Source organism: Alteromonas sp., from assembly GCF_984505615.1.
Window position 1 is genome coordinate 1 of record NZ_CFHOXV010000016.1, and the last position, 18,495, is coordinate 18,495.

Consider the following 18,495-nt stretch of genomic DNA (forward strand, 5'->3'; position numbering starts at 1 on the left):
TGAAGTCACGCTGATCCCATGGGATCACGCCTACCACAGCCAGCCCGGCCATGGTGCCCCGGCCCGGCGCACGTACCAGCAGGCGATCGAAAGTCCCTTCTTCACGGTAAGGCATCAGAATCGATTCCACTTTTCTCATGCTTTCCGCTGTATTTTCAAAAGACGCACCTTCCTGACCTTTTACCATTATATAAAAAGTCCCCCGGTCTTCTTTCGGGGTGAACTCTCCGGGAATTTTCCCGAACAGCTGCCAGATGAGAATTAGCGTAATGATGAACAGCACGGCCATCAGCCATGGCTGGTGGATGGTGGTACCCAGACTGCTTTCGTAGCGGTTCTCGATAGCCTTGAAGCGCTTATCCAGCCAGCTGCCGAAGCCTTTGTCCCGCGACTGCTTTTTCAGTAATTTCGAGCACATCATGGGAGACAGCGATAACGCCGTAAAACTGGAGAAAGCCACAGCGGCGGCCATGGCCAGCGCAAATTCTGTAAACAACCGCCCGATATTTCCTTCCAGGAAGATTAGCGGTACAAATACAGAAATCAGAACCAGCGTGGTGGCGATAACAGCAAAGCCTACTTCTTTTGCCCCGCGGTAAGACGCGAGTAAAGGCGGCTCTCCCATTTCGATACGACGGTAAATATTCTCAAGCACAACGATGGCATCATCCACCACCAGCCCGATGCCGAGCACCATCGCCAGCAGCGTCAGCAAGTTGATGGAAAAGCCCAGCATATACATCACAATGAACGCACCGATCATCGACACCGGCACGGTGACAGCAGGGATCAGTGTTGCGCGGACATTCCCGAGGAACAGGTAAATCACTACCACCACCAGAATCATGGCGATAATCAGGGTGTTGTATACTTCGTTGATTGATTCCTCGATAAATACCGAAGAGTCGTAACTGGGTACAATGAAAATGTTATCCGGCAGCGTTTCTTCAATTTTAGCAATCTGCTCTTTGGCAGAACGCACCACATCGAGGGTATTGGCTTTCGATTGCTTAATGATCCCCAGGCCAATCATGTTTACACCGTCACCGCGGAATTCACTTTCGTCATCCTCCGGTGCCAACTCCACATTGGCAATTTCACCCAGTCGTACCAGATAACCGTCGTTACCTACCGCGACAGTCAACTGGGCAAAATCATCAGGCGTTAAGAATGAGCGCGCTACCCGCACCTCAAAATCCCGGTCATTGGATTCAACTTCACCTGCCGGCAACTCTACGTTTTCTGACTGAATCACATCTTCCACGTCGGTAACGGTGATACCACGTGCCGCCATAGCGTTACGGTCAAGAAACACCTTCATGGCATAGGTCCGGCCGCCGCCCAGCTGAACCCTGGCCACACCATCAGCAATGGACAGACGGTCTACCAGGAAGCGCTCGGCATAATCGGTAAGCTCCATGGTATCCAGGTTAGTACTGCGCAGGTTAAACCAAACCACAACATCTTCGTCTGAACTTTCTTTTGATACCTCGGGAGGATCAGCCTGTTCAGGCAGGTTGTTCAGCGCACGGCTCACCCGTTCCCGCACATCATTGGCTGCAGCATCGATATCACGGGTCAGCTTAAACTCAATTGAAATAGACGAACGTCCGTTGCGGCTGGTTGAGGTGATATTTTTTATCCCTTCAATCCCACTGATGCGGTCTTCCAGCAACTGCGTAATACGGGTTTCAACAATGTTGGCTGAAGCGCCGTCGTAATTGGTGTTGATTGATACGATTGGCGGGTCGATATCCGGATATTCCCGCAGCGACAGCATACTGATCGCCACGATGCCGAAGATCACCACCAGCAAATTAATCACCGATGCGAACACCGGCCTTTTTACGGAAGCATCAGATAACCACATGGTTACACTCCCTCAGCATTCAGTACACGAACGGCAGAGCCTTCCTGCACACGTAACGTGCCTTCGGTAATAATACGTTCACCGCTGACCAGACCGTCGACAACCTGCACGATACCGGGTTTGCGTTCGCCGATAATCACTTCGCGTTGCTCGACCACATCGTTATTCACGACAAATACGTACTGCTTATCCTGAATGGGCACCAGCGCTTTTTCAGGAATAACCAGTGTTTCCAGAACCTGCTTTTCCAGTGTGATTTGAAGCAGCATACCGGGACGGATTTTCACCGGTTCGTTTTTAATGTGTGCTCTTACCAGAACAGAGCGTGAGACCGGATCGATACGGGAACCAATAGTGGTAATGGTGCCTTCAAAATCTTCTCCCGGATACGCTACGGACCGTGCGATAACCCGCTGACCGGGAGAAAGGCTGGCAAGCTGCCCTTCTGCCACACTGAAATCGACCTTGATAATGCTGATATCGTCCAGCGTGGTAATGGCATCACCCGGTTGTACCAGTGAGCCTTTACTGATGTTGCGGATGCCGAGCAGACCGGCAAAGGGGGCGCGGATTTGCAGCTCATCCAGCTGAGACTTCGCAACATCCAGTTGCGCTTCAAGTCCTTTCAGTTTGGCTTGCTGTTCGCCAAGTATTTGTTGCGATGCCGCGCGGGTTTTCGCCAGGTTCACTACCCGCTCATACTGACTTTTCGCTTCCACAATGTTCGCTTCAAGTTCAACAATACGGGCCAGCTCTTCGTCATTATTCAACTGAACCAGTAATTGTCCGGTTTTTACCGTATCACCGTCATCAAACTTTACGTCTGTAACGCGGTCGGTCTGCTGCGCCGTGATCGTGACCGATTCGTTGGCATTGGCCGTACCCAGCGCCTCAATGGTCACCGGAAAGGTTTGCTCGGCTACTACAGTCACGCGAACGGGAGAAGGTAAACGGCCTCCGCCTGCAGAAGATTCTTCAGCAGGCAGATTGATATAAATTAAGAACGCACCTAACGCGACAACGCCCACCAGTAACGGGGACAAAAAGGACTTTTTCGACATCTCTGATTCCTATCAACGTTTCTCAACTGCACAGTCAGGGCGATGCTGACACTGTGTATGCATTTCTATTCCATGCACTGAGAAATTAAAACAAGCCTTGGTACGTGGCTGTTGTTATTGTTGTTATACTGCCGGACAACTCTTGATGAAATCAGGCCGCCGGTCTGTTTGTTTATAATTATTTAAATTTTATTTTACCTGGTTGTATGCTTTTTAGGATTCGCTCATCAGTCGTTTTGTTACTTCTGCCGCTTTTTGGCTGCTCTGAGGTTCCCGCGCCTCCGGTTTGCCGTTCAGTTGAATCCACCTTACCGGCTCATGACGCTCTCGCCTGTGTGATCAAAACAGATAAATACGCATTACTGCTGGAAAATGCCGGAGGTCTTCTGACCATGCCACTGGCCAGCATCAATGAAGAGCAAAGTGAACAGTGCGCCCTGCATGAACAGGTCTGGCAACAAACCGGTGTAAATGTGGAAGTGGGTAAACTTGTGCTGATCACCAGCCAGAATATGGCCGTGTACGAATGCACCCAGCAAGCCGGCCTGGACAACATCACTGACGACTTCCCCTCGCCCGGCTGGACTGGCAAATCACTCAGTTGGGTAAAGCGTGATGTTTTTTCAATCAATATCAAAGACATGGAAAACCGCGATCATTTGATCCCGCTGCGTGACAGCGTCACAATACTGCATCAGAATACGCAACCAGCCGGTGGTAACACCACCACAGCGAACCAGTCCGGAGAGTAAATCTCAACGTCTCTGCTTTTTCCTCCGGATGATAAATAATAAGTCAGACGATACTGGCATTGTTGACTGTCAGTCCGTCTGCTACTTTGTATCAACAGGACATAAAAGGAGTGATACCCGTGTTTGAGCTTGAACATTTCAGTTTGAAAGACAAGGTGTCGCCGGAAGAATGGCAAACCCGCGTCGATCTCGCCGCCTGCTACAGGCTGGTAGATAACATGCGCTGGGGCGATCTTATCTATACTCACATTTCCGCTAAAGTACCGGGTACACAGCATTATCTGGTTAACCCTTTTGGTCTGGCATTTGATGAAGTGCGCGCGTCGAATCTGGTGAAGGTTGATCTCGACGGCAATATTCTCGATGGCTCCCCCTACCAGATCAATCCGGCCGGTTTCACCATTCACAGCGCCATTCACGAAGTCCGTGAAGATGCGAAATGTGTTATTCACCTGCATACAAAAGCCACTATCGCCGTGGCGTCAGTAAAAGGTGGTTTGAAGCCCTGGAGCCAGTATTCACTGTTTTCCCTGCCCTCGCTGAGCTATCACAGCTACGAAGGTCTGGCGGTTGATGATAATGAAAGAAAGCAGTTACAGGATGATTTGGGCGATACCAACCATATGTTATTGCCCAATCACGGCGGCTTGACGTTAGGCCCTACGGTAGGCGACGCATTTATGCGCTTTTATGATCTGGAACGCGCCTGTGATATACAAATGTCACTGATGCAATCCGGTCAGGAAGTGATTGAAATACCCGAGCCCATTGTAAAGGGCATTTATGATCAGGCAAAAATTGTACACTCAGGCGAAACCGGCGGCCAGAAAGCCTGGCCAGCGATGCTGAGAAAAGCCTGGAAACTCGACCCGACATTCTGCGAATAAGCTAGTTGCAGGCTGATTACGGGGACGGGATTAGCATTCATAACGCACCGGTTTATACGGAATCTTGCCAGCTATCGCGGTGGCGCTGCGGGATAAGGGTTTTGTCATTCATAACCGTCTGCCGCAGGGAAGCGGCAGTCGAGGCCCCATGGATGGGTTTACGCCGTGTTATGAATGACAATCCCGTTCCCGCAACAGCGCGACGCGATAGTCTGAGCAACTACATTCAGGACAAAAGATGAAAATTACCAAAGTTGAAATATTCGATATTGAGTGCCCGGAACGTCCGCCATGGAATCCGGTTTTTGTGCGTATTTACACCGATGAAGGTATTACCGGTGTTGGTGAAGCCGGTCTGGCTTACGACTGGGGACATTCGGCTGCTGCGCACATGATCAAAGAAATCGCAGAAGCTATGCTGATTGGCTGGAACCCTTTCAACACTGAAGGTCTGTGGTCGAAAATGCTCCGTGAGAGCTTCTGGGGCTTAGGTGGCGGTCCTGTCATTTACGCCGCCATGAGTGCGGTGGATACAGCCCTTTGGGATATCAAAGGTAAAGCACTTGGCTTGCCGGTTTATCAACTGCTTGGCGGTAAGACTAACGGCAAGCTGCGTTCTTACGCCAGTCAGTTACAGTTCGACTGGGACACCACTATTACCAAACTGATCCAGCCTGAAGAATATGGCCGTGCCGCAGAAAAGGCGATGGCTGAAGGTTACACTGCGGTGAAAGTTGACCCAATCGTTTATGACATTAACGGCGACACCCATTATGACCGCACGAAAATCATTTCCAGAGGGGAAATGAAACTGTTCCGTGCACGTCTGCAGGCAATCCGTGATGCCATGGGTGACGAAGGCGATATTATTTTTGAATGCCACAGCTTACCGGGTGCAACCACGGCTATTCAACTGGGCGAACTGGTAGAAGAATTCGGCTGTATGTACTACGAAGAACCGGTTAACTACCTGAACTCAAAACTGCATGACAAAGTTGCCCGTAACGTGAAAGCACCGATTGCCGGCGGCGAACGTTTGTATAACCGCTGGGGCATCCGTCCATATCTGGAAGATCAGTCTCTGGACGTTTTACAGCCTGATATTGGTCTGTGCGGCGGCTTCACCGAAGCGAAAAAAGTGTGTGACTACGCCGACATATACGATGTGCGCATTCAGGCTCACGTCTGCGGTGGTCCGGTGGCAACGGCAGCCAGCCTGCACCTTGAAACCGCCATTCCTAACTTCCTGATCCACGAGCATCACACCTACGCAACCAAATCGTGGAACCGTGAATTATGTATTCAGGATCCTCAACCGGTTAATGGCTTTATTGAAGCGCCGGACACACCGGGAATTGGTATTGAGCTGAATGATGAAGTGGTTTACCGTTCACCCAACATGTCAGTGACTGAACTGAAATAAGTCTCAACGACGCATTTAAAACCTTCAGAGCCGTTCATCCGTTGAACGGCTTTTTTCTGTCCGCAGAAAAACGACGGCTTACATAGCTGAAACGTCCAACTATCACGTTCAATAACCGCTCCTTTTTCCTGTCTCTCACGTACCATACGCCAGTTGCCGCAATCCTTGCGACGCCGTTTCCGTTTTCTGGAGCACTTATGGCGCATTTTACTGTCATCGGCCTTGGCCGCTTTGGCATTACCACCAGTTTAGAGCTGATCCATCTGGGTCACACTGTTACCGGTATCGACAGCGATGAAAAGCTGGCTGAACAATATTCTACCGAACTGACCCAAACCCTTATCTGTGACGCCACCGACGAAAGAGCCATGGCAGAACTCAGTCTTCACGACAGTGATGCCGTGCTTGTCGCCATCGGTGAAGATATGCAGGCCAGCTTGCTGTGTGTGCTGAACCTGAAAAATGAAGGTGTGCAGAATATCTGGGTGAAGGCTAACAGTAAGGCGCATCACACCATACTTTCAAAACTGGATGTGAGCCGCATCATTCACCCTGAAGAAGAGATGGGCGTTCGTGTGGCTCAGGCATTGAATTACCCGATGGTCAGTGACTATCTGAGTTTGGGGCACGGCCATTACATTGTAGAAGTGGTGGTACCGCAAACAAAGTCCCCCATGACACTGGATACAGTCATTAATGGCTACAAAGACGATATTCACTGCCTGATGGTTAAACGTAAGCATCAGATATACTGTACGCCTGACATGGCGTTTCAGCTGAAACCTGAAGATCAGCTGGTGCTGAGTGGTCCCAGGGAACTGCTGGTTAAAATTGCGCCGAGACTTAAACATTGAAACGCTGGTTACCGGCGAACCGCCCGCTGGAACGAAAGCCGAAAGGTGCGCGAAAAATTCAGGCGGCTCCGCCTCTTATCCTGTCGTTGAGCTTTCTGAGCTTTATCGTTCTTGGCACCCTGCTGCTTAAATTGCCCTTTGCCACCACAGCACCAATCACCTGGACGCAAAGCCTGTTCACCGCCACCTCAGCGGTGACTGTAACGGGGCTCGCCGTTGTGGATACCGGAACCGGCTTCACCCTTTTCGGGCAAACCGTTATTGCCGGGCTCATTCAATTTGGCGGTCTTGGTTTAATGACCTTTGCGGTTGTAACGCTGGTCGCGGTAGGCAGTAAGATAAGCTTTCTGCAACAAAGCGCGGTGAAGGAAGCGTTTAATGAAACCGACACGTCGTCACTGGTCAGTACCGCCAAAGCCGTTATTCTTTTTGCACTGGTAACAGAAGCCGCAGGCATGCTGATCCTGACCTGCTACTGGCAGGCGGAATCAGGCTGGTCAACGGCCGCATACGAAGCCTTTTTCTACACCATATCCGCGTTCAATAATGCCGGCTTTGCACTGCAGCCGGACAGTCTGTCCTGGTATGTCAGCGATCCTGTGGTTAATATCACGATTACCGCGTTGTTCATTACTGGCGGACTGGGCTTTTCTGTATGGATAGATCTGGTTAAAAAACGAAGCTGGCAAACGCTGACGCCTTACAGTAAAACCATGATAGCCGGTACGGTCATCATCAACGTAGTCGCGTTACTGCTAATTTATGCCATTGAATATGATAACCCGGACACACTGGGCAAGCTGGACGCGGCGGGTAAATGGTGGGCCTCCTGGTTTCAGGCAGTCACGCCGAGAACCGCGGGTTTTAACACCCTGGATATTGCTGCGCTGGAAGACGGCTCTGTCACCCTTATGTTGCTGCTGATGTTTATCGGCGGCGGGTCAATGAGTACCGCCAGCGGTATCAAAGTCGTAACCTTCGTGGTACTTCTGACCGCCACTTACAATTTTCTGCGCCGCGACCACGCGCCAACGCTTTTTCAGCGTACCATCCGAACAGAAACCGTGTCTAAGGCCCTGGCTCTCACAGTGATTTCAGGCGGGGTGACCTGGGTGGCGATTTTTCTGCTGACCATCACAGAGGATGCCCCTTTTCTGGATATCGTCTTTGAAGCCGTATCCGCGATGGGCACGGTGGGTCTGTCGAGAGGACTGACAGGAAGCTTATCCGCTGCCGGTGAAGGCATTATTATTGTGCTGATGTTCCTTGGCCGGCTGGGGCCGCTTACCCTCGCCTATTTGTTGGCAAGTCCGAGACAACGTCATGTTCGCTACCCTGACAGCCGTATTTCTATCGGATAAAGTCTCAGACCTTATCTCTAAGCTTGCCGGTGTGGATTACCTGAATAGCCGGCAGGCTAACCAAAATACCAGTACAGACTATTTTCACTCAGCCATTTGTCTGCACACAAGGCGGGCACTGCCTGCGTTATTGTGTGCCAGAAAGCACCGTAATCACTGTGCCAGGTACACAAGGGAAAATTACTGCCTGTCATTACCCGGCTTTCGCCAAAATACTGATGCACGGTGTTCACCACCGGCACAATATCATCCGCGCGCCATTGACGGTTATGCATTTCCCAACCGGACAGTTTTACGGCAATATTATCAGCCCTGCTTAAGGCTTTCAGGTTGTCCTGCCACACCTTAATATTTTTATCTGCCAACGGAAATCCGGCATGATTCAGAATGAACGACATGGCAGGAAAATCCGCAGCCACAGCAGACAGCGCCTGGACGCCGGCAGTGTCATACAAGGATAACTGGGCATCAAAACTCAATCCCGCCTCTGCCAGCAATGCCAGGCTCGCTTTGGCTTCAGCATCATTCAGAACAGACGCGGCTTCGTCGTCCAGGATATGCCTGACACCGGTAATACAAGGGCGTTTGAGCAATTCTGAAATCACATGCTGATTATTACCTGCCAGCAAGTCAAAACCGGCAACTGCGCGAAAAGGGATATGGCAATGCTGCGCCAGGTAATCAGCCTCACGCCAGGGCATTGCATTGTCGAATCCGGCTTCAATATGCACAAACCCGCTAAGCTGCTCCGGGGCTGACACCACTAAATCAGACTCAGAGAAATTTTTCGCGATAACCGGTTTATCCGGCCAGAATGGCGGATTGTCAGGGGACAACCAGTGGTACTCACCGGCCTGTAAATCAAATAAGTGCAGATGGGCGTCGATGATTTTCATGGTTACTGTGTGGTATAGCCGCCGTCGATACTTTGCAGACTGCCGGTGATAAAAGCCGCATCATCACTGGCAAGGAAGAATGTTAACGCAGCCACTTCTTCCGGTTGCCCCAGCCGTCCGAGGGGTTGTGCTGCAGCCTCTTCTGCGTGCACTTCGGCTTTATCCGCACCGCTTGCGGCCACATATTTATCGATGGCGTTATGATACAAAGGCGTTTCAATTGTGCCCGGGCAAACCGCGTTTGCACGAATATTATAAGGCGCGTAATCCAGCGCGGTGGTTTTAGCCATGGATGCCAGCGCCGCTTTACTCAGGTTATAAGCAAAAGAATTACGCTTGCCGATGATCGCCTGATCTGACGCCATAATGATGATTGCGCCTTTGTTCGCTTGTTTCATTACCGGCAACACCGCGCGTACTGCATGATAGGCCCCTTTCACGTTTAAAGAGAACACCTTATCGAAGTCTTCCGGCGTGGTGTCTTCGATGGTGGCAGAGAAATGCATACCCGCATTGCTTACCAGACAATCGATACGTCCGAAACGCGCTGCAATGTCACTGATACAGTCACTGACCGCTGCAGCACTGGTGACATCGCACTGCATCCATTGCGCGTGCTCAGGAGGGTTATCGAAATCACGGATATCTAAATTGATGACCTGATATCCCGCGGACGCAAACTTTTCGCAGACGGCCAGACCGATACCTAAACTGCCGCCGGTGACCACGCAAACAGGTGATGATTGTTGCATTACTTTTCCTATTTCAGCTTTCGCCTTCACAATGGCTAACAGGATGCCTGCAGTTGACGGAAAAGTAAAAATGAACCGTGCCGGCAGCGTTCAGTTTCATAACTGACAATCTCAGGCGGTCAGGGCTTCTCCGTCGCCAGGCTGACATCAGCAGACGCCATCACCTGCATCAATTCCTGCCAGACTTTTCCTGCCCCGTGCACCGCAAGATGAGAGCGGTCTGAGTGAACCGGTTCCCCGTCATCAATGATGGTACAGGTTTCGCCTTCACAAAGGGCGGCATCAGGATCCACGTACCACACATTACTGTGCGCTTCAGCAAATTGCTTCAGGCGGCTGTTAACGGAGTAGTCCTGCTTCGGCTGAGTACTGCTGCATACAGGAAAAAAGCCGGCAGCGGGAAGTGACTGCCTGGCCAGACATTCGTAAGCATTTACCCACGCCTTTTGTGGCACACCAACCAGAAAATACTTTCTGTCACCCAACCTTGAGATAAAGGTTTCCATTTCAGCGATGACTTTGTCGTTATATTCTTCTTCGGTAAGCTCCAGCTTATTACTGGCGTCTTTTTTCATGATTTTTTCCTGATAGCTGTCCCATGACTGGGCCAGAACCAGTGGCTTGTCGTTACCTTCTATCCGTTGTTTCACTTCCTCAAACTGATCTGAGCAAGCTTCAAGTTCACCGCCTTCTTCATATTTGGCCAGTGTGGGAAAGAAGGGACAGCCATGATAAAACCGTCCGAGTACCGGGATCCCGCTGTCACTCAGCGTACGGCCATATTGAAGAGAATAGCTGTCACCGATGAGAATAAACTTGTAGTCATTGTCCTTCGCATGAAAATAAATCCATTCATCGGCACTGTATCCCGCCCCGCCATAATAGGTTTCATGGTAAGACAGAGCATCATGACGGAATTTCTCCGGCACGCGCTCCGGCGATCCCTGTTGCTGGTAAACCCATAAACTCCCCGCAAGGGTCAGGATGAACATCAACCAGTAACGTCGGGGCCGGTGGTACTGCTCTATCAGCCGGTAAGACAACCAGCCTGCCAGAATAGTCAGGGCGACAAAAAGCCAGAAAGACAGTTCAAGGTGGTAAATATTGTTCGCCACCACAATGATCCAGTGCCAGAGATAGATGGAGTAAGACCACAATCCCAGTTTCTGACTGACGACATTGGTGGTGATGACGCTCTTTTCATCCCGCGCCTGAATAACCATAAACGTGCCGGCAACCGGAAAGAATGCGAGATAGCCGGGCCAGAGATTATCTTCGCTGATAACAAAATAGGTTATTGCGATGAGCGCCAGTCCCGCCAGTGCAAGGTAACCCCGCGTTTTGTCCGAAACATTTAACGGATAGAAGAAAGCCACTCCGCCGGCCAGCATTTCCCAGGCCCGTGCAGAAATTAAAAAATAGCTTGCTGAAGGATAAGCAAAAGACAGCCACAGGTTAGCTAAGAAGGCCAGCAGGGTGAGAGCCAGCACAACATGCGGGAGGGATTTACTGCCGCACAGCTTACGCAACCCGATGAGTATCAGTGGATAAAGGAGATAAAACTGCCACTCCACAGACAGTGACCAGGTATGCAGCAACCATTTTTGCGTCGATGCCGCATCAAAATAACCGGCCTCCTGCCAGTACACAATATTCGAAACAAAAGTCAGGCTGGACGCAATATGCTTACTCAGCGCGGCATAATCAACCGGCGTGACAGCAAACCAGCCGCACACCAGTAATACCAGACAAGCCGCTGTCAGAGCAGGAACGATACGTTTAGCTCTGGCGCAATAAAACCGCCAGGTACCGAAGGTGTTTTTATCCAGCCCCCTGCTGATAATTGAAGTCATCAGGAAACCGGATATCACAAAGAACACATCGACGCCGGCGAAGCCGCCGGGCAGGTATTCCGGTTGATAATGAAAAAGCACCACGGCAATCACTGCCAGCGCACGGAGTCCGTTTATATCTTTACGAAATTGCAATTCTTTCCCTGTAAATCACATGCCTGTACTCAGAGAATCTGACCAGGCGCTTTTTGTCATCTCATAACTACGCTTAAAGGGATAATCAGGATTACCCCGCAACCGGCCTGCTCAATTCACGCTGCTACTGCTACTGCTACCGCTGCCCTTTCTCAGCTCATGGACTATGCTTTCATTCAGATGACAAACGCTAAATTTAAAACCTGCAGGCTATCTTGTCCGGTGAGTTTGTGCATATAATGTTAAAATTCAAACAAGCGTTTAACTTTGGAGTGAATCATGCCGCAATATCAGGCGCCACTGGCGGATTTTCAATTTCTGTTGCGGGACTGGCTGAACGTCAGTGACCATTATCAGTCGACCGGACTGGAAGATTTCGATTTTGAGCTTGCCAGTGAAGTGCTAACTCAGGGAGCCAGGTTTGCAGAAGACGTGGTGGCACCGCTAAACCGCAGCGGTGACGAAGCCGGCTGTACGTTTGCAAATGGTGCCGTAACTACGCCGCAAGGGTTTGCTGCGGCCTATGAAGAGTATGTTGCCAATGGCTGGAACGCCATGCTTGGTCCGGTGGACTACGAAGGTCAGGGATTACCCTACACCATGGCGGTGCCGGTGCATGAAATGCTGAACTCAGCCAACCTGAGCTGGCGCCTGACGACTATGCTGACAGAAAGCGCCGTTCTGGCTGTCAGCCGCCATGCAAGTGAGGATTTAAAAGCCACTTATCTGGCTAAGCTGGTGTCCGGAGAGTGGACCGGAACCATGAACCTGACAGAGCCTCAGGCCGGTACTGATCTGGCTTTGCTGAACACTAAAGCTGAGCCGCAGGACGACGGCAGTTATCGCATCACCGGCAGCAAAATATTCATCACCGGCGGCGACCACGACTGGACGTCGAATATTATTCATATGGTGCTGGCACGTTTACCTGATGCGCCGAAAGGTGTGAAGGGGATCAGCCTGTTTCTGGTGCCGAAGTTTATGCCGGACAGTCAGGGAGAACCGGGTGAAGCTAATTCGCTGTCTGTGGGCAGTATTGAACACAAGATGGGGATCAAAGCCAGTCCCACCTGTGTGATGAATTTCGATGGCGCGACAGGCTGGCTGGTTGGCGGTAAAAACCAGGGCCTGGCCTGTATGTTTACCATGATGAATGATGCCCGTTTTCAGGTAGGTCTGCAGGGTCTGGGTGCTGCAGAAGCCTCTTTCCAGGGCGCGCTGACATATGCCAGAGAGAGGCTGCAAAGCCGCGCGCCACAAGGCGTTCAGCAACCGGACGCGAAAGCCGACCCTATTGTATTTCAGCCTGATGTGGCCCGCATGCTGCTCACCCAGAAAACGTTAACGGAAGGCAGCCGCGCTTTATCACTGTTGTATGCAAAGTATATGGATGCGGAGCACTACGGGACAGAGGACGAGAAACAGCACGCCGGTCAGGTTCTGCAATTTCTGACACCGGTCTGCAAAGCATTCTTCACTGATATGGGGCTGGAAACCACCAGCCTGGGGATCCAGATATTCGGCGGACACGGCTACATCCGGGAATGGGGCATGGAGCAACTGATGCGGGATGTGCGTATAGCCCAGTTGTATGAAGGTACCAATGGCATACAGGCGCTGGATTTAATTGGCCGTAAACTGACCCGCGATGGCGGCAACATGCTGAAAGCGACTTACGACGTTTTTGCCGGACTTGTTGACGCTATGACAGATTCAGACGCCAGACAGAATGCACAGACTCTGCTGAGCAGCTGGATGGATGCATCCACTGCCTGCCTGGACAAAGATCCGGTATTTGTAGCGGCTGCGGCCTGTGATTATCTGGCATACACAGCGTATTCATTAACTGGTCTGTGCTGGTACAGCATGGCAGATAAAGCCGCGCAGGGAGACAATCCCACCTTTGCCGCAGCGAAACAAAAGTGTGCAGATTTTTACGTTGCACGTATCTTGCCACGGCGGGACGCGCACTTGTCAGCCATGTTAAGCGGCGCTGAGAATGTACTTGCTGTCACTGGCAGTGAGTTTGACTACCGCTGATTACCGCTAATCATCACTGGCAACAATAGCCACAGATAAAAAAGAAGGGCGCCTGCAATGCAAGGCGCCCTTTTCATTTATATCAAATCAGCAGTATTTATCTGCTGCGTAACAGCGCCCCAAGATTGCGGCGGGCACCGTTGTTCTGCGCGTCTTCCGTCGCACAGCGGCTGCGTGTACATAACGAACGCATTACTGCGATGTCACGGGTATTCACTTTGCCGTCATTATTTAAATCGAAAGCCATGTCGATAGCCTGACGGGCGATGATAGCAAACATGAAACTGCGGATATCATTGTTATCCACGTCTTCGTCGCCGTCCCAGTCACCTGTCACTGCCTGCACATCTGCGTCCAGCTGATAGGTACCGATAACCGGATCATGGTCAGACGCACGGAAGGGCAGCTCGTTCAGGAATGAAGCCGGCTTATATTCTTCGTTATAATCGAAGAACTCCGGTTCATCACTGTTGATGTGCCATTCAGTAACATCCACCAGCATATCTCGGGCAGCGGCGTTGTTGAACATGTAATCCAGCGTACCCACAAGGCCGTCATAGGTATAGCTGTAAGATGCACTGCCTTTCAATTCAGACACGGTGTCGGTAAAACCGGCGTCTGCCAGTACCTGCACAGGATCTTCCTGAGCATAAGCGTTGTAGTCTCCCAGCAGGATCATCGGCGTGTCCTGATAAGTGCTTTGCAACCACTGTGCAATGGCCATAGCGGCACGGGTACGCTTACGGTTACAGAAACCCTGTTCGGTATTACCGTCTTCCTGACAGCTGCTGCTTGAACCTTTCGATTTCAGATGGTTAACATCAACCACGAAGGTTTTACCGCTTTCAGTGTGAGTAAACAGTTGTGACAGAGACGGACGGTTACCGTAGTCTGCAAACAACACGCCTTCCTCATCAGAAGGACTGTTCGCTTCCATCAGAATTTGCGGTGCACCTGAAGGTGTAACCACGGCAGGACGATACAGAATACCTGATGTAATCGCATCGGTGCCTAACTGTTCAACACCGGCATCTACATAGGCGTAAGTGCCTTCACCGAATTCCGCATTCAGCGCATCGACCAGATGAGCCACTGTACTGTCAGCACCGAAACCGTCATTTTCCAGTTCCAGCAGTCCAAGTACGTCAGCATCAATGGCTACCAGCGCGTTGACAATTTTCGCCAGCTGGCGCTGATATTCTGCATAGGAATCTGCACCGCGCTCTGTCGGGAAACCACCTTCATTACCGTCACCGTTGAACAGGTTCAGTACGTTGAAGCTGGCAATTTTCAGGTTACCTTCAGATACCACTGGCGCATCTTCACGGTAGTTATCAGCCAGTAAAGACGGCACCTCAACCGGACGGATTCGGTATGCAGAATAGCCATAGTCCATCACGCCGGTTACACCGGTGATCAGGTCGCCGGAACGGATAGTGTTGTAAGGTGTGAAACCACCTGCAGGCAGCATCCACTCTGACGCATAACCGTCTGCATTGTCGTCAATGATCAGTTTGTTCAGTCCGTTGGCTGTCGCCAGGTCCGCCGCTTCCTGAGAACCCGGTGCATACAGTTGTGTCGGGTTGAACAGACGTTCTGTAGACACCCAGATTTCACCGAAGTCAGAATACGGATAGATATTGCTGATCACCCAGTTTTCGTTACTGGTTACCAGCATACCTTCATATTTTTCAAATCCGGAAGCATCTGTCATAGGCAGAGTAATCGCCACTGCAGACACAGAGCCTGAACCACAGGACAGGGCTTCTGAAGAGGCAGTGATCATTGTGCGGCCGTAGTCTTCACCAACCGTACCCGCTAAACGGACAATCTCACCTTCAGTAACAGAGCCGGCCAGTGAAGCGCTGGCAATGAACACACCTTCAGAGGTAGTCTCATCGCCGTCACTGTCGCTGCTCTCTTCCTGAATCCAGAAACCGTCCAGAGCCGGAGTTACGTGGGTTACAACGGCTTCAACAATCACGCTCTGACCTGAAAGTGGTGAGCTGTCACCGCTTCCCTGTACAGCACTGATGTATGTCGCTTCGTCACCGCAAATACCTAATGATGCGTTGCCGCCATCGTCATTGCCGGTGCCGTAGAAACCGAGGTAATCGAAGGTATCCTGAGCGTACGCATCCCATTCAACACTGGGGTCAAACGCATTATAGGCATCACTGTCGCCTTCCGTAACAGAAGACTTGCGTACCAGCGTGCGGTTTTGTGTACGCACGTCACCGCCAGACCAGTATGAACCCGGGTCTTCACCGATAACACCGATACTGTCAATGATCACGCCGTTGTTACGCAGCACAACAGCATCATCACCGTTGAACTGAACGCTGCCGCTGGTCATGTCTGCCACATTAAGGATTGGATCTTCCGAAGAAGTATGCGCCAGCACAAATACATCACCCGCAGCCAGTGTGCCGGTTAATGTGAATGTCTGACCGGCAGAGGCTGACCCGTTAAAGTAAATCTGCACATCGTATGTACTCAGGTCGATGTCAGACAATGTCAGGTTAGCAATCTCAACCGCTTTATTATTAGAACCGCCTTCAATGTATTCAGAGAAGAAAAGCTCTGTGGCTGGTGCTACGTAAGAACCCAGCGGGAAAGGCATTGCCGCAGTGGCATTGCTGGTTTCACCGTCAAACACATTGGTACCGGCAACCTGCCAGTCTGCAATGTTAAACGTTGAAGAAGCACTACCGCCGGTACGGTAAGCCCAGCTGTCCAGATAATCCCAGTCTGTGCCCGTGCCGTCAGTATCACGGTCACCGTAGTAATCTACCAGCGCGCCGTCACAAAAGACTTCAATGGCATCGTCACCGTTGATAGACATAGCACCACTGGTGTAATCCGGTGCAAAACCGAAGAAATCTGCGAACCCTGTGGCTTCGCTGGCAACATAAATGAACTGGCCGGCCACAGCTGATACCGCAGGGAAAGTGAATTCCTGACCGTCAGAACCGCCACCATTATTCGCTCCGCCGACACCACACACACTGAGATCATCAATGTTCTGCGTTACCAGTAATTCGATACCTTTAGGTGTACCGCCGGATAACGGGCCGTCAAATACACCGGTAAGCATCAGTGCACCGCTGCCGGAAGGTTGTGGTTCCGGATCGGGCTCCGGCTCCGGTTCAGGGTCCGGCTCAGGATCGGGCGCTGTGACATCACCACAGCTGTCTGCATCGTAAAATAAGTCGATCCATTCAGGATGGTCGACAAACGGATTACGGTTGCCCTGATATTCATAGATGGCACTGTGACGACGGGTTTCGTCTGCATCTACAGGATCAGCATTGCTCCAGGCAATCAGCGTACACAGTTTGCCCAGCGCCGCTTCACCATTTGAGGTAATTCGGTCAACCAGTACCAGGTCCGGCGTTACATCGCTGCCGGCGCCTTCATAGCGCATATCCATGTACATCATCATCCGCGCGATGTCGCCTTTTACCTCATCCCGTGGCTCGAAAGAGTCACTGTCGATACGGTTGGCCGGCGCTTCAGAAAGGGCGTTGTCGGAATTGTCGAAATCCAGGTTGCTGCGGCTGCTGTTAACAGTAATGTCAGACGGACGCAGGTGCTGAATATCGGTATAAGCTTCATTTGACGAGCTGCTGAAACCATGACTCTTTGGCCAGCTGTGCTCACGGTTCCAGTAGTCAGGCTGGCTGGAATACTCGCCGGAGCCGTTTTCTGACTTAGGAATCGATTTGCCGGAATAAATCAGAATGATGTTATCCGGATTTGCAGGATCTTCATCGGTTTCCGTTAATGCCGTCCAGACTTCAGAATAAGTCAGCACCCGTTGACCGGAAATGGTTTCACTGAGTACCTGACGAATAACAGAGGTGTCGGAACTGGCATCGATTTCAGCCTGAACCGCCGCGTAGTATGAAGCAGCATCAAATTCGCCGGCATCTGCAACTTTGTCCAGATCAGGACAGTTTGTACAAACACCGCTTAAGTCTTCGTCACCGCCGCCGGTGCCACTGCCATCATCGCCGCCGTCATCACCACCACCGGTGTAATCATGGCTGCCCAGGCCTGTGAAATCATCCTGTGCCAGACCTTCCCATTCCGACGTATCATAGGCATCAAACGGGTCAGTATCGCCACCGGCAACACTGCTTAAACGTATGAGTGTGTCGTTCGCTGTGGTTACACTGCCGCTGCCCCAGGAAGAACCGGGATCAACGCCAACCTGGCCAATACTGTCCAGTACGTTACCGCTACTGTCAGTCAGAACAATGGCGTCATCACCATTAAACATAGACTGTGAAGTCAGCACATCAGCCAATGCCTTCAAAGTGTCTCCGGCACTTGAACTGGCAATAACTTGTGTACTTTGCGCTGCGATTGAACCTGAAAGTTCGATGTTTGCGCCCGCTGCAGTTTTTCCGTTGAAATAGATGGACAGTGTATAACCAGTCAGTGATACCGCGCTGTCTGTCGGGTTATAGATTTCTATCGCTTTATTAGAGCTACTCCCTTCAACATACTGAGAAATAAGCAGTTCATCGCCAATGGCAGATGCTGATATCCCCAATACGAGAGGAAGCAGGATTGGTGCTTTCATTATTAGTGCTCCTGCTTGTA

12 protein-coding genes are annotated in these 18,495 nt (G+C 51.1%); 6 read left to right on the plus strand and 6 right to left on the minus strand.

The annotated features are described in order from the left end of the window. Both AC4PME_RS10790 and AC4PME_RS10795 read right to left on the minus strand, forming a co-directional pair. Nucleotides 1–1,870 (minus strand): efflux RND transporter permease subunit (locus tag AC4PME_RS10790; protein WP_491529591.1); only part of this gene is annotated, 1,870 nt, incomplete at its 3' end. Between the two features lie 2 nt (nucleotides 1,871–1,872). Continuing rightward, entirely contained in the window at nucleotides 1,873–2,931 is a 1,059-nt protein-coding gene (locus AC4PME_RS10795) for an efflux RND transporter periplasmic adaptor subunit (RefSeq protein ID WP_491046044.1), read from the minus strand. A 335-nt stretch (nucleotides 2,932–3,266) separates the two neighbouring features. Between AC4PME_RS10795 and AC4PME_RS10800 the strand changes: the two genes are divergently transcribed. The 5 genes from AC4PME_RS10800 to AC4PME_RS10820 all read left to right on the plus strand — a co-directional run bounded on the left by AC4PME_RS10800 (nucleotide 3,267) and on the right by AC4PME_RS10820 (nucleotide 8,208). Further along, on the plus strand, nucleotides 3,267–3,683 hold the full coding sequence (locus AC4PME_RS10800) for a hypothetical protein (RefSeq protein WP_491046045.1): 417 nt from the start codon (nucleotides 3,267–3,269) through the stop codon (nucleotides 3,681–3,683). Between the two features lie 119 nt (nucleotides 3,684–3,802). After that, entirely contained in the window at nucleotides 3,803–4,570 is a 768-nt protein-coding gene (locus AC4PME_RS10805; RefSeq protein ID WP_119500081.1) for a class II aldolase/adducin family protein, read from the plus strand. Between the two features lie 238 nt (nucleotides 4,571–4,808). Next, nucleotides 4,809–5,993, plus strand: coding sequence for a mandelate racemase/muconate lactonizing enzyme family protein (locus tag AC4PME_RS10810; protein ID WP_119500080.1), 1,185 nt, complete (start codon nucleotides 4,809–4,811; stop codon nucleotides 5,991–5,993). A 197-nt stretch (nucleotides 5,994–6,190) separates the two neighbouring features. After that, nucleotides 6,191–6,847, plus strand: coding sequence for a potassium channel family protein (locus AC4PME_RS10815; RefSeq protein ID WP_491046046.1), 657 nt, complete (start codon nucleotides 6,191–6,193; stop codon nucleotides 6,845–6,847). Continuing rightward, complete coding sequence (locus AC4PME_RS10820; RefSeq protein WP_491046047.1) at nucleotides 6,844–8,208, plus strand: TrkH family potassium uptake protein; 1,365 nt, start codon at nucleotides 6,844–6,846, stop codon at nucleotides 8,206–8,208. Before AC4PME_RS10815 ends, AC4PME_RS10820 begins: the two co-directional genes overlap by 4 nt. A 56-nt stretch (nucleotides 8,209–8,264) precedes the next feature. Here AC4PME_RS10820 and AC4PME_RS10825 read toward each other — a convergent pair whose 3' ends face one another. From AC4PME_RS10825 to AC4PME_RS10835, 3 genes are all read right to left on the minus strand, one after another. Next, complete coding sequence (locus AC4PME_RS10825) at nucleotides 8,265–9,104, minus strand: amidohydrolase family protein (RefSeq protein WP_491046048.1); 840 nt, start codon at nucleotides 9,102–9,104, stop codon at nucleotides 8,265–8,267. A 2-nt stretch (nucleotides 9,105–9,106) separates the two neighbouring features. After that, nucleotides 9,107–9,856, minus strand: coding sequence for an SDR family NAD(P)-dependent oxidoreductase (locus tag AC4PME_RS10830; protein WP_491046049.1), 750 nt, complete (start codon nucleotides 9,854–9,856; stop codon nucleotides 9,107–9,109). 119 nt (nucleotides 9,857–9,975) lie between these two features. Then, entirely contained in the window at nucleotides 9,976–11,844 is a 1,869-nt protein-coding gene (locus AC4PME_RS10835) for an acyltransferase family protein (RefSeq protein ID WP_491046050.1), read from the minus strand. Between the two features lie 279 nt (nucleotides 11,845–12,123). Between AC4PME_RS10835 and AC4PME_RS10840 the strand changes: the two genes are divergently transcribed. Continuing rightward, nucleotides 12,124–13,884, plus strand: a complete 1,761-nt coding sequence (locus AC4PME_RS10840) for an acyl-CoA dehydrogenase family protein (RefSeq protein WP_491046051.1) — start codon at nucleotides 12,124–12,126, stop codon at nucleotides 13,882–13,884. Between the two features lie 97 nt (nucleotides 13,885–13,981). On the opposite strand, the gene AC4PME_RS10845 is transcribed toward AC4PME_RS10840, so the two are convergent. Then, the gene (locus AC4PME_RS10845) at nucleotides 13,982–18,475 is read right to left on the minus strand and encodes an ExeM/NucH family extracellular endonuclease (RefSeq protein WP_491046052.1); all 4,494 of its coding nucleotides are present in this window, start codon (nucleotides 18,473–18,475) and stop codon (nucleotides 13,982–13,984) included. Nucleotides 18,476–18,495 lie beyond the last annotated feature (20 nt).

Excerpts from the sequence above, each read along its gene's own strand:
- AC4PME_RS10845 (WP_491046052.1), bottom strand. The coding sequence starts at position 18,475 with ATGAAAGCACCAATCCTGCTTCCTCTCGTATTGGGGATATCAGCATCT.
- AC4PME_RS10815 (WP_491046046.1), top strand. The coding sequence starts at position 6,191 with ATGGCGCATTTTACTGTCATCGGCCTTGGCCGCTTTGGCATTACCACC.
- AC4PME_RS10825 (WP_491046048.1), bottom strand. The coding sequence starts at position 9,104 with ATGAAAATCATCGACGCCCATCTGCACTTATTTGATTTACAGGCCGGT.
- AC4PME_RS10795 (WP_491046044.1), bottom strand. The coding sequence starts at position 2,931 with ATGTCGAAAAAGTCCTTTTTGTCCCCGTTACTGGTGGGCGTTGTCGCG.
- AC4PME_RS10830 (WP_491046049.1), bottom strand. The coding sequence starts at position 9,856 with ATGCAACAATCATCACCTGTTTGCGTGGTCACCGGCGGCAGTTTAGGT.
- AC4PME_RS10810 (WP_119500080.1), top strand. The coding sequence starts at position 4,809 with ATGAAAATTACCAAAGTTGAAATATTCGATATTGAGTGCCCGGAACGT.
- AC4PME_RS10840 (WP_491046051.1), top strand. The coding sequence starts at position 12,124 with ATGCCGCAATATCAGGCGCCACTGGCGGATTTTCAATTTCTGTTGCGG.